At 69.6% G+C, this 12553-nt stretch carries 11 protein-coding genes; 7 read left to right on the top strand and 4 right to left on the bottom strand.

Annotated elements, in window-relative coordinates:
* Nucleotides 1-45: 45 nt before the first annotated feature.
* Complete coding sequence (locus E6C70_RS06225) at nucleotides 46-690, bottom strand: DUF1345 domain-containing protein (RefSeq protein ID WP_168770865.1); 645 nt, start codon at nucleotides 688-690, stop codon at nucleotides 46-48.
* A gap of 165 nt (nucleotides 691-855) precedes the next feature.
* Here E6C70_RS06225 and lysA point away from each other — a divergent pair, with 165 nt between their 5' ends.
* The 6 genes from lysA to prfA all read left to right on the top strand — a co-directional run bounded on the left by lysA (nucleotide 856) and on the right by prfA (nucleotide 9081).
* Complete coding sequence (lysA, locus tag E6C70_RS06220; RefSeq protein ID WP_136423248.1) at nucleotides 856-2247, top strand: diaminopimelate decarboxylase; 1392 nt, start codon at nucleotides 856-858, stop codon at nucleotides 2245-2247.
* A complete protein-coding gene (locus tag E6C70_RS06215) occupies nucleotides 2244-3560 on the top strand; it encodes a homoserine dehydrogenase (RefSeq protein ID WP_136423246.1) in 1317 nt (438 codons plus the stop codon). The genes lysA and E6C70_RS06215 overlap by 4 nt, the downstream gene beginning before the upstream one ends.
* A 7-nt stretch (nucleotides 3561-3567) precedes the next feature.
* Complete coding sequence (gene thrC, locus E6C70_RS06210; protein WP_136423244.1) at nucleotides 3568-4665, top strand: threonine synthase; 1098 nt, start codon at nucleotides 3568-3570, stop codon at nucleotides 4663-4665.
* A complete protein-coding gene (gene thrB, locus E6C70_RS06205) occupies nucleotides 4662-5594 on the top strand; it encodes a homoserine kinase (protein WP_136423242.1) in 933 nt (310 codons plus the stop codon). The genes thrC and thrB overlap by 4 nt, the downstream gene beginning before the upstream one ends.
* Before the next feature lie 260 nt (nucleotides 5595-5854).
* Entirely contained in the window at nucleotides 5855-8002 is a 2148-nt protein-coding gene (gene rho / locus E6C70_RS06200) for a transcription termination factor Rho (RefSeq protein WP_235833333.1), read from the top strand.
* The gene (gene prfA, locus E6C70_RS06195; RefSeq protein WP_136423237.1) at nucleotides 8002-9081 is read left to right on the top strand and encodes a peptide chain release factor 1; all 1080 of its coding nucleotides are present in this window, start codon (nucleotides 8002-8004) and stop codon (nucleotides 9079-9081) included. Before rho ends, prfA begins: the two co-directional genes overlap by 1 nt.
* A 45-nt stretch (nucleotides 9082-9126) precedes the next feature.
* On the opposite strand, the gene epsC is transcribed toward prfA, so the two are convergent.
* Together epsC and cysK are read right to left on the bottom strand one after the other, a co-directional pair.
* Nucleotides 9127-9699: a serine O-acetyltransferase EpsC gene (gene epsC / locus E6C70_RS06190; protein ID WP_136423235.1), complete on the bottom strand. Its 573-nt coding sequence runs from the start codon at nucleotides 9697-9699 to the stop codon at nucleotides 9127-9129.
* A gap of 45 nt (nucleotides 9700-9744) precedes the next feature.
* Nucleotides 9745-10680 carry a cysteine synthase A gene (gene cysK, locus E6C70_RS06185; protein WP_136423233.1) on the bottom strand — a complete coding sequence of 312 codons (936 nt, stop codon included), beginning with the start codon at nucleotides 10678-10680 and terminating at the stop codon, nucleotides 9745-9747.
* A gap of 89 nt (nucleotides 10681-10769) precedes the next feature.
* Between cysK and prmC the strand changes: the two genes are divergently transcribed.
* Nucleotides 10770-11654, top strand: a complete 885-nt coding sequence (gene prmC, locus E6C70_RS06180) for a peptide chain release factor N(5)-glutamine methyltransferase (RefSeq protein WP_136423795.1) — start codon at nucleotides 10770-10772, stop codon at nucleotides 11652-11654.
* Here prmC and E6C70_RS06175 read toward each other — a convergent pair.
* Nucleotides 11651-12550, bottom strand: coding sequence for a TetR/AcrR family transcriptional regulator (locus tag E6C70_RS06175; protein WP_136423231.1), 900 nt, complete (start codon nucleotides 12548-12550; stop codon nucleotides 11651-11653). The two genes, prmC and E6C70_RS06175, sit on opposite strands and share 4 nt — an antisense overlap.
* Nucleotides 12551-12553 lie beyond the last annotated feature (3 nt).

Here is a 12553-nt window from a genome sequence, read left to right as displayed (position 1 = left end):
CTTACAAAAGGGTTGTACCCATCTTGCCGTGTTCTGTCCCCCGAATCAACCAGCGAGTCCCGCCACCACGTTGACCGTCGAGGCCAGGATGACGGCGCCGAACAGGTACGACAGCACGCAGTGCCGGAGGATCGTCCAGCGGATGTCCTTGGACGAGATGTTCGTGTCCGAGATCTGGTACGTCATGCCGAGCGTGTACGCGACGTAGGCGAAGTCGCGATAGTCGGGGTCGCCGCTGCCGTTGAAGTCGATGCCGCCCTCGGAGTCCCCGCCGTAGTACAGGCGCGCGTAACGCAGGGTGTACAGCGTCTGCAGGAGCGTCCAGGTGAGGAAGATCGTCACGAGGCCCACGATGGGGATCGCGTAGCGGTCGATCCCGTGGCTCGCGTCCGCGCCGATGAGCAGCACGACGATCACGACGATGCTCGAGATGCTGGCCGCGATGATGCCGATCTCGAATCCCGCGCGACCCGGGTCCTCGCGCAGTGCATGTGTCTTCGTCTCGGCGGAGGAGAGGTTGATCGTGATGGCCACCGATGAGCCGATGTAGGTGCCGCACGCTGCAGCCCATCCCACCAGCAGACCGTACTGCCACCGGGTGAGCGTCCCGACCACCACTCCGAGCACGAGCCCGATCACCAGCATGCCGATGAATCGCCAGGCCGAGCGCGGTCGAGGGGTCGTGTCCATAGCGTCATGGTGCCACGCAAGACGGTCGCACCCGGCCAGGCGCGTCATCGATTCGGGCCTCGCGCGCCGTCACCGATAGAATTCCCCTGCCGCTTCAGGGGCCAATCCGGGCCCGCTCGCACCGCGCTTCCCGCTCGCTCCGCCGACTCCCTGCGAGGATCCACCGTGTCCAGCCGTCCCACCGCCCCCGAGTGGCTCGACGTGCCCGCCGATGCGAACGCGCTCGCGGAGGGGGTGTGGCCGGCATCCGCTCTCCGCGAGGACGGACGGATGCTCATCGCCGGCATCCCCGTCACGGCCCTCGCCGCCCGGTTCGGCACTCCTCTCTATGTGCTCGACGAGGAGGAGGTGCGATCGCGCGCCGTGCGCATCCGCTCCGCGTTCGCCGAGGCGTTCGACCGTTTCGGTGCCGAGGTCGTCGTCTACTACGCCGGCAAGGCGTTCCTGTGCACCGAGGTGGTGCGTTGGGTCACAGCGGAGGGTCTCCGCGTCGACGTGTGCTCGGGCGGAGAGCTCGCCGTGGCTTTGGCCGCCGACGCAGACCCGGCCCTGCTCGGGTTCCACGGAAACAACAAGTCGGTCGCCGAGATCGAACGGGCGGTCGCCGCCGGGGTCGGCGCCATCGTCATCGACAGTCGCGAGGAGATCGATCGCGTCGCCGCGGCCGCTTCAGCCAGCGGACGGGTGCAGCCGGTGCGGCTGCGGGTGAACAGCGGCGTGCACGCGCACACCCACGACTACCTCGCCACCGCCCACGACGATCAGAAGTTCGGCGTCCCGCTCGCCGATGCTCCCTCCCACGTCGAGGCCATCCGGGCTCACGCCTCGCTCCGATTCCTCGGGCTGCACTGCCATATCGGGTCGCAGATCTTCGAATCGGGCGGCTTCGCCGAGTCGGCTTCGCGCCTCATCGCCGTTCACGCCCAGCTCGGGGCCGACGTGCCAGAACTCAACCTCGGCGGGGGCTTCGGCATCGCGTACACGTCGGCGGACACGCCGACTCCCATCGAGGAGATCGCGATCGGCATGGCCGAGGCCGTGAGTGCCGCGTGCGCGGAGCACGGCATCCCGGTTCCCCGCATCGCCATCGAGCCCGGGCGCTGGATCGTCGGCCCGGCCGGCGTGACGCTCTACACGGTCGGAACCGTCAAGCCGGTGCAGGTCGACGGCGGTGTCCGCACCTACGTGAGCATCGACGGCGGCATGAGCGACAACGCCCGTCCCGCCTTGTACGGAGCGGACTATTCGGCACGCCTGGCGGCGCGGGTGACGGATGCCGAACCCGCCCTCGTGCGCGTGGCGGGCAAGCACTGCGAGTCGGGCGACATCGTCGTCGACGCCGAGTACCTGCCGTCGGACGTACGGCCCGACGACCTCCTCGCGGTGGCCGCGACCGGGGCGTACTGCTTCTCGCTCGCCAGCAACTACAACTACCTGGCCCGTCCGGCTGTCGTCGCGGTACGCGATGGAGAGCCCCGGGTCATCGTTCGTGGCGAGACCGAGCGCGACCTCCTCGCTCGAGACGCCGGCATCGCCCCGACGGAAGACGCCCGATGATCTCCTATCGCTCGCTGCGGGTCGCCCTCCTCGGTGGCGGATCGGTCGGCGCCCAAGTGGCCAGAGCCCTTCTGGAGGACGGCGACGAGCTCTCGCAGCGCGTCGGCGCCCGCCTCGAACTCGTCGGCATCGCCGTCCGCGACGTCGACGCGCCCCGTAGCGTCGACCTGCCACGCGAGCTGTTCACCACCGACGTCGACCGGCTCATCCTCGGCGCCGACGTCGTCGTGGAGCTCATGGGCGGCATCGAGCCGGCGCGCACGCACGTACTCAAGGCGCTGGCGTCGGGCGCCGACGTGGTCACCGGCAACAAGGCGCTGCTGGCCACGCACGGCCCGGAACTGTTCGCGGCTGCCGAGCAGGTCGGCGCGCAGCTCTACTACGAGGCGGCCGTCGGCGGCGCGATCCCCATCATCCGCCCGCTCCGCGAGAGCCTGGCCGGTGACCGTATCGTGCGGATCCTGGGCATCGTCAACGGCACGACGAACTACATCCTCGACCGCATGGACACCGAGGGCGGCGCACTCGAGGACGTCCTGGCCGACGCTCAGCGACTCGGCCTCGCCGAAGCCGACCCGACCGCCGACGTCGACGGGTACGACGCAGCCCAGAAGGCGGCGATCCTCGCCAGCCTGGCCTTCCACACGGACGTCCCCGTGGAAGCGGTTCACCGCGAGGGGATGCGTACCGTGACGGCGGCGCAGATCGCCAGCGCTGCGCGGTCCGGCCACGTCGTGAAGCTGCTCGCCATCTGCGAGCGCCTCACCGACGACGACGGGCGCGACGGCGTCTCGGTGCGCGTCTACCCCGCGATGGTGAGCCGCACGCATCCGCTGGCCGCGGTGCACGGCGCCAACAACGCCGTGTTCGTCGAGGCGGAGGCCGCCGGCAGCCTGATGTTCTACGGCGCGGGCGCCGGGGGAGTGGAGACCTCCTCCGCCGTCCTCGGCGACCTCGTCTCGCTCGCCCGTCGACACGTCGTGGGCGGCCCGGGGCTGGCCGAATCCAAGCACGCCGACCTTCCCGTGCTCGACATCGGCCAGGTCACCACGCGCTACGCCGTCACCCTCGAGGTGAAGGACGAGCCGGGCGTGCTCGCCGGCATCGCCGGCGTGTTCGCGCAGCACGGAGTCTCAGTCGAGACGCTGCAGCAGTCCGTCGTGACGACGTCGTCCGCCGGGCTCGCCACCGCCGTGCTGGTCATCGGCACGCACGCGGCTCGGGAGTCCGCCCTCGCGGCGACCGTGGCCGACCTTGAAGCCCACCGCGTCGTCGTCGGCGTCGCATCCGTCCTCCGAGTCGAAGGAGCCTGACCCACCCATGACCAGCAACGAGATCCGCCCCTCCCGCCAATGGCGCGGTGTGCTGCACGAGTACGCCGACCGTCTCGACGTGACCGACGCGACTCCGGTCATCACGCTCGGCGAAGGCGGAACCCCGCTCATCCCCGCCGCCGCGCTCTCCGCTCGCACGGGGGCGAACGTGTTCGTCAAGTACGAGGGCATGAATCCGACGGGGTCGTTCAAGGACCGCGGCATGACGATGGCCATCTCGAAGGCCGTCGAGCACGGGGCGAAGGCCGTCATCTGCGCCTCGACGGGCAACACGTCGGCGTCCGCTGCTGCGTATGCGACCCATGCGGGCATCACCGCAGCCGTCCTCGTGCCGGAGGGGAAGATCGCCATGGGCAAGCTCAGCCAGGCGATCGCGCATGACGCGCGACTGCTGCAGGTGCGCGGCAACTTCGACGACTGTCTCGACCTCGCGCGCGAACTCGCGAACAACTACCCCGTGCACCTGGTCAACTCCGTCAACAACGACCGCATCGAGGGCCAGAAGACCGGAGCGTTCGAGGTGGTCGAGGTGCTGCGGGATGCGCCGGACTTCCACATCGTCCCCGTCGGCAACGCGGGCAACTACACCGCCTATCACCGCGGCTACCGCGAGGAGCTCGACCGCGGAGCCACCACGAAGCTGCCTCGCATGTTCGGCTTCCAGGCCGCCGGCAGCGCGCCCATCGTCGTCGGCCACGTCGTGAAGGATCCCGACACCATCGCGAGCGCCATCCGCATCGGCAACCCGGCGTCGTGGCAGCTGGCCATCGCCGCGCGCGAGGACAGCGACGGCTACTTCGGCGCCATCGACGACACGCGCATCCTCGAGGCGCACCGCATCCTCTCCGCAGAGGTGGGCATCTTCGTCGAACCGGCATCCGCCATCAGCGTCGCGGGTCTTCTCGAGCAGGCGGACGCCGGAGTCATCACCCCCGGTTCCACGGTCGTGCTCACGGTCACGGGGCACGGCCTCAAGGACCCGCAGTGGGCGCTCCGCACCGCCGACGGCTCCGACGTGCAGCCCGAGAGCGTCGGCGTCGACCCCGTCGAGATCGCCGACGTCCTCGGTCTGGCGGCCGCATGACGAACAGCCTGACCGTCGGTCGTCGCGTCTCGGTGCGGGTGCCGGCCACGAGCGCCAACCTCGGTCCGGGCTTCGACACCCTGGGCCTCGCGTTAGCCCTCTACGACGAGCTCGAGATCGAGGTGCTGGCGGAGCCCGGCGTTCAGATCGAGGTGACCGGCGTCGGGGCCGGCGAGGTGCCGACGGATGAGACCCACCTCGTCGTCCGCGCGATCGCCCACTCGCTCGCGCGCTACGACTACGCGCTGCCGGGGCTCCGGCTGGTGGCGCACAACTCGATTCCGCACGGGCGCGGGCTCGGTTCATCCGGTGCAGCCATCGTCTCGGGCGTCATGGCTGCGAGCGGACTGCTCGACGGCATCGTCGAGGTCACCGAGGCGGATGCCCTCGCTCTGGCGACGGAACTCGAGGGTCACCCCGACAACGTCGCCCCGGCGCTGTTCGGCGGGCTCACCATCGCGTGGACGACGCCGGACGGCCCGCTGCACAAGAAGCTCATGGTGCATCGCGGCGTCTCGCCCGTCGTGTTCGTGCCCGAGCACGTGATGTCCACCGCGCTCGCCCGCAGCCTGCAGCCCGAATCGGTCCCGCACAAGGACGCGGTGTTCAACGTCTCGCGGTCGGCCCTGCTCGTCGCCGCCCTCATCCAGAGTCCCGAGCTGCTGCTCGCGGCCACCGAGGATCGGCTGCACCAGAACTATCGGGCGGCCGCGATGCCCGAGACCGATCGGCTCATCTCAGCGCTCCGCGCCGCCGGATATCCAGCCGTGGTGTCGGGCGCCGGGCCATCCATTCTCGTGCTCGGCAGCGATCCCGCGCAGCGTCTGGGCGCGGCCGAACTGGTGGCCGTGGAGTCGGAGACGACCTGGCAGGCGCTCATGCTCGCCGTCGACTTCAAGGGTTCCACCGTGGAGCTCGTCTCGACGTGAGGCGTGTCGCGTGATCGGGCCGCCCCCCGCCGTGATGTTAGAATCGACGAGCACCCAGTAGGTTTCGCACAGCAAAGCGAACCGATGGTGCGTTTCCCCGGCAATCCATTGCCATCACCCGCGCCTCGATCCGCGCGTTCTTTCTTCGAATCCGCGATCGGGCGCCGGCACTTCCCTGGGCGAGACTTCTCCCGGGGGGAAGGACCACAGTCACCGTGACCGATGTCAACACCATCCCCACTCGCACGCAGCTGACGACCATGCGCGTCGCCGAGCTCGCCGCGCTCGCTGTCGAGCTCGGCGTCCCCGGAGCCGCCAAGCTGCGCAAGGGCGAACTGATCGACGCTATCGAGGGCGCGCAGACGCCCGCCGTCGACGCAGCTACTGCTGAGCCGGCGCCCGCTGAGGCGGCGCCGGCTGAGGCGGCGCCCGCTGAGGCAGCGCCCGCTGAGGCGGCTCCCGCTGAGGCAGCTCCCGCTGAGACAGCTCTTGTAGAGGCGCCGGCCGAGGCCGCGCCTGCCGACAGCGTGCCGGCTGAGGCGGCACCCGTCGAGGCGCCCGCAGCGGCCGCCGCCGACGCACCGCCCGCCGGCGCCGAGGCAGCCGACCAGGCCGGGGCATCCGCTCCCGTCGACGGTGCCCCGCTCACCCGCGCGCGCGGTTCACGCCGCGTGTCGACCACGTCCGCCACCGCCCACGTCAACACGTCGGGCGGAACCGGCCTCGACAGCCTCGTTCCCGCGCTCGACGCCGTCGCCGCCCGCAACAACAAGGCGGCCTCCGCCGCTCCGGCGATCGCCCCTGAGTCGGCCACGACGGATGCTGCGACCCCCGCGGCCGACGACGCCGACGCGCAGGGCGACGCTCCCCAGCAGGGCGAGCGCCAGGGACGCAACCGCAACCGCAACCGCAACCGCGGTGGCGACAACGCCCAAGGCGGCCAGAACGGCCAGAACCAGAACGGCCAGAACGGTCAGAACGGTCAGAACCAAGGTGGCCAGAACGGCCAGAACGGCCAGAACCAGAAGGGCCAGCAGGACCAGAAGGGCCAGCAGGACCAGAAGGGCCAGCAGGCCCCGCAGGGGCAGAAGAACGCCGAGCCCAAGTCGGACGGTGAGGGCGAGGATCGCCAGAACGGCCAGCAGGGCCAGGGCGAGTCGCGCTCGAGCCGCAGCCGCTACCGCGACCGCAAGCGTCGTGGTGCCTCCAACACCCCCGGCGACGAGCTCGAGCCCGAGATCATGGACGACGACGTGCTCATCCCCGTCGCCGGAATCCTCGACGTGCTCGACAACTACGCCTTCGTGCGCACGAGCGGCTACCTGCCCGGCCCGAGCGATGTCTACGTCTCCCTCGGCCAGGTCAAGAAGTACAACCTGCGCAAGGGCGACGCGGTCGTGGGCGCCATCCGCCAGCCGCGCGACGGGGACGGCAACGGCCGTCAGAAGTACAACGCCATCGTCAAGGTCGACTCGGTCAACGGCCAGTCGGTGGACGAGGCGGCGGCTCGCGTCGACTTCCAGAAGCTCACGCCGCTCTACCCGCAGGAGCGCCTGCGCCTCGAGACCGAGCCCACCAAGCTGACGCAGCGCATCATCGACCTCGTCGCGCCCATCGGCAAGGGCCAGCGCGGCCTCATCGTCGCGCCTCCCAAGGCCGGCAAGACGATCGTGCTGCAGCAGATCGCCAACGCCATCGCCATCAACAACCCCGAGGTCCACCTCATGGTCGTGCTCGTCGACGAGCGCCCTGAAGAGGTCACCGACATGCAGCGCACGGTGAAGGGCGAGGTCATCGCCTCCACCTTCGACCGTCCGGCCGAGGACCACACCACCGTCGCCGAGCTCGCCATCGAGCGCGCCAAGCGTCTGGTCGAGCTCGGCCACGACGTCGTCGTGCTTCTCGACTCGATCACCCGCCTCGGACGCGCGTACAACCTGGCTGCTCCGGCATCCGGGCGCATCCTCTCCGGCGGCGTCGACGCCTCGGCCCTCTACCCGCCGAAGCGCTTCTTCGGTGCGGCACGCAACATCGAGAACGGCGGATCGCTCACCATCCTCGCCACGGCGCTCATCGAGACCGGGTCGAAGATGGATGAGGTGATCTTCGAGGAGTTCAAGGGAACCGGTAACTCCGAGCTGCGCCTCTCGCGCCAGCTCGCCGACAAGCGCATCTTCCCGGCCGTCGACGTCAACGCCTCGGGCACCCGCCGCGAGGAGATGCTGATGAGCGCCGACGAGGTCAAGATCACCTGGAAGCTGCGCCGTGCGCTCGCCGGCCTCGACCAGCAGCAGGCGCTGGACGCCGTGCTCGGCCGCCTCAAGGAGACCTCGTCCAACGTCGAGTTCCTCATGCAGGTGGGCAAGTCGATGCCGCAGGTGGGTGGCACCTCGCACAACGACCGCTGATGTTCGACTCCGTGAAGGTGCTGCAGGCCGAGCACGCCGAGCTGCAGGAGCAGCTGGCCGACCCGGCACTGCACGCGGATGCGGCGCGCGCCAAGAAGGTCAACCGGCGTTACGCCGAGCTGTCCAAGATCGTCGCGGCGAACAGCGCGTGGGAGCAGGCCGGCGACGACCTCGCTGCCGCGCGTGAACTCGCGCGCGAGGACGAGGCCTTCGCCGAGGAGGTCCCGGATCTCGAGGAGCAGCTCGCCACCGCGCAGGAGAAACTGCGTCGGCTGCTGATTCCGCGCGATCCGGATGACGGGCGCGACGTGATCATGGAGATCAAGGGGGGTGAAGGTGGCGCCGAGAGCGCCCTCTTCGCCGCCGACCTGCTGCGGATGTACATCCATTACGCGGAGTCGAAGGGCTGGAAGACGGAGCTCCTCGAGCGCACCGAGAGCGACCTCGGTGGCTACAAAGACGTGCAGGTGGCCATCAAGTCGAACGCCACCGACCCGTCCCAGGGCGTCTGGGCGCACCTCAAGTACGAGGGCGGCGTCCACCGCGTGCAACGCGTCCCGGCGACCGAGTCGCAGGGGCGCATCCACACCTCCACGACGGGCGTGCTGGTCTTCCCCGAGGTCGACGAGCCGGAGGAGGTCGAGATCAGCCAGAACGACCTGAAGATCGACGTCTACCGCTCGAGCGGCCCCGGCGGCCAGTCGGTCAACACGACCGACTCGGCCGTGCGCATCACCCACCTCCCGACGGGAATCGTGGTGGCGATGCAGAACGAGAAGAGCCAGCTGCAGAACCGCGAGGCCGGCATGCGCGTGCTGCGCGCCCGCATCCTGGCCCGCCGCCAGGAGGAGCAGGCCGAACTCGACAGCGCGGCCCGCAAGACGCAGATCCGCACGATGGATCGCTCGGAGCGCATCCGCACCTACAACTTCCCCGAGAACCGCATCGCCGACCACCGCACCGGCTACAAGGCCTACAACCTCGACGCCGTGATGAACGGCGCGCTCGAGCCGATCATCGACTCCGCCATCCAGGCCGACGAGGAAGCCCGGCTCGCCGACATCGGCGACCAGGGCTAGCTCTCCCACCTCACCCGGGCGGAGACGACGGCAGATGCCGACCCGTCAGTCGTCGAGCACGACGCCGCGGGCGCTCTCCGTCACGTCCTCGTTGGAGGGCAGCACGACGGCCGGGACGCCCAGCAGCAGCGACCGTGCGGGCGCCGGCTTGGTGACCACGGCGTTCGCGCCGATGGTCGACCAGGCTCCGATGGTGATGTCGCCGAGCACCTTGGCGCCCGCGCCGACGGTCACGCCATCCTCGAGGGTGGGATGCCGTTTGTCCTCGCGTCGATGGAACCGGCTCTTCCCACCGAGCGTGACGCCGTGATACAGCATCACGTCGTCCCCGACGATCGCAGTGGCACCGATCACCACGCCCATGCCGTGGTCGATGAACAGGCGTCGGCCGATGACCGCGCCCGGATGGATCTCGATTCCCGTGAGGAACCGAAGCACCTGCGAGAGCAGTCGGGCGGGCAGCCGGTACCCGGCAAGCCAGAGCCGGTGCGTGAGCCGGTAGCCCCAGACGGCGTGCAGGCCGGAGTAGGCCAGCACGACCTCGAGGTCGCTCTGCGAGGCAGGGTCGTGCGATCTCGCCGTCGCGACGTCTTCACGCAGCGCGACGAAGAATGACATGCACCTAGGCTATCGGCGCATCCCGGGACTCATGCGTGACGAGCCTCAGTCGAGGAGACCCTCGAACAGCACTGTGGAGAGATAGCGCTCGCCATAGCTGGCGATGATGACGACGATCGTCTTGCCAGCGTTCTCCGGGCGCTTGGCGAGCTCGACGGCCGCGGTGACGGTCGCGCCCGAGCTGATGCCGGCGAGGATGCCCTCCTTGACAGCGAGTCGCCTGGCCATCGCCACCGACTGGTCGATGTCGACGTCGATGATCTCGTCGTACACGTCGCGATCGAGGATGTCGGGCACGAAGTTGGCTCCGATGCCCTGGATCTTGTGCGGTCCTGGCGCGCCGCCATTGAGGATGGGCGACTCGGCCGGCTCCACCCCGACGACCTGCACTCCGGGCTTGCGCTCCTTGAGCACCTGGCCGGTGCCGGTGATGGTCCCGCCCGTTCCGATGCCGGATACGAAGATGTCGACCTCTCCGTCGGTGTCGTCCCACACCTCGACAGCGGTGGTGCGGCGGTGGATCTCAGGGTTCGCTTCGTTCTCGAACTGACGGGCCAGCACCGCGCCGGGGGTCTCTGCGACGATGCGCTCGGCCGCCTGCACCGCTCCGCGCGTGCCTTCCGACCCCGGGGTCAGCACGAGCTCGGCTCCGTACGCCCGGAGCAGGGCACGGCGTTCGGTGCTCATCGTCTCGGGCATCGCGACCATCACGCGGTAGCCGCGGGCCGCGCCGACCATCGCGAGGGCGATGCCGGTGTTGCCGCTCGTCCCCTCGACGATCGTTCCGCCGGGCTGAAGCTCGCCCGATGCCTCTGCGGCGTCGACGATGGCGACGCCCAACCGGTCCTTCACGCTCGCCGACGGATTGTAGAACTCGAGCTTCGCCAATACGGTGGCGTCGGCGCCATCGGTCACGCGGTTGAGCCGGACGAGAGGGGTTCGCCCCACGACGTCGGTGATGCTGGCGTAGATCTTCGACATTGCTGTCCCTTCGACGGGAGTGCTGGCTGGGTTCAGCCTACGGCGATCCACGCCTCCCAGACAGGTGGGTTACATTCCTTGACGTGAATATGACGACAGGTGACGCCGACCACGCGCCGGTCCCCGTTCGCCCCCTCCGCGCCAAGGTCGAGACGCTCCTCGCGCAGGCGGGCGTGCCGACACCCGACGTCGATGCGGAGTTGCTCATCGGTCACGTTCTCGACCTGAGCCGGGGTGCTGTGCAGGCGCGCGTCATCGCAGGCACCGCCATCGAGAGGGCGGATGCCGAACGCATCATGGCCCTCGCGCGTCGCCGGGCCACTCGCGAGCCGCTCCAGCACATCACGGGCCGCGCCGCGTTCCGCTCGCTCGAGCTGTTCGTGGGGCCCGGCGTCTTCACCCCGCGTCCGGAGACGGAGCTCATCGCCGGGATCGCCGTCGACGCACTGCTGTCCGATCCCTCGGCCGAACCCATCGGTGTCGATCTCGGCACGGGCAGCGGTGCGATCGCCCTGTCCATGACCGTCGAGGTGCCGCACGCCCGCGTCTACGCCGTCGAACTCTCTCCTGAGGCGCACGTGTGGGCCCGGCGCAACATCGACGCTTTCGGCGACGGTCGCACCGCACTCGTTCAGGGCGATCTCGCCGACGCCCTGCCCCAGCTCGACGGCTCCGTGAGCGTCGTCGCCTCGAATCCGCCCTACGTTCCCACCACCATGCCCCCGGTGGATCCCGAGGTCGCCCGATTCGATCCGGCCCTCGCGCTCTACGGCGGCGAGACCGGGCTCGACGTCATCCCGGCGCTGTCCCGCACCGCGCTCCGCCTCCTGCGACCGGGCGGACTCCTCGTGATCGAGCACGCCGGGCACCAGTCGGAGCCGATTGCGGGTGTTCTAGCGCAAGACGGATGGCGCGCTATCGCGCATCATCGCGACCTGACCGGGCGCGATCGGGCCACGACGGCCATCCGCTAGCCGCGTTCGGCTCGCTCCCGCGCGCGCTTGATGGCCTCACGCTCGCGCTTGAGAGCCTCGCGGACGCGTCCCTCCGCCTCGCGGCGCGCCTTCGCAGCCTCCCGGACCGCTTTGTCGCGGGGGATCTCGTACTGCTCGACCGGCGCGTCCGGCCGCTTCTCGACGTCGCGCGTGTGGAGGTCGATGCCGTCGAGGATGCGTCCGAGCCCGAATGCGAAGTCGTCGAACGTGTTGTCATCGTCGCGGTCGTACAGACCTGCGGCGACGAGCGGGCTGAGCGACGGAAAACGTTCAGGGGTGACCAGCGTGGCCAGCGCCTCGGACTGACGGCGACTGTCCGCCGACGTTCCCGCAGAGATGAGGGCGGAGATGTCGCGTTCGATCGCCGCGGTCGCCCGAACGTAGCTCGACAGCAGCAGCAGGGTGGCCATCTTCTCGTCGTCATCGAGGGGGAGGGGTGCGAGCTCGCGCAGCATCCAGTCGGCCATCAGCAGGGTGTTCGGCGTCATCGGCGCACCATTGATCGGCAGGTCGACCATCCACGGATGCGCCCGGTACGCGGCTCGAGCGGCCACCGCCCAGCGACTCACCCCGCCACGCCAGTCATCGCCCCCGGTGTCGGGGGGAATCGGCACCTCTGAAGCCGCGTCGCCCATGAGCACGAGGAGGTCGTCCTTGCTCGTGACGTAGCGGTAGAGCGACATCGTGGTGAAGCCCAGGGCGGTGGCAACCCGGCTCATCGAGACCGCGCCGAGCCCTTCGGCATCGGCGATCTCGACCGCCGTCTCGACGATCCGCTCGATGGAAAGCTCGCGCCGTGGCCCGCGCTGGGGGTTCTCAGCGACCCCCCAGGTCAGCGCCACTCCGCGGGGTAGCGCGTCTTCGACATCCGTCATGGA

Origin of the sequence: Orlajensenia flava, assembly GCF_004801905.1 — a bacterium.
GTDB classification, from domain to species: Bacteria; Actinomycetota; Actinomycetes; order Actinomycetales; family Microbacteriaceae; genus Orlajensenia; species Orlajensenia flava.
The sequence above is the reverse complement of the archived record's forward strand: the minus strand, read 5'-3'. Positions and strand labels throughout refer to the sequence as shown.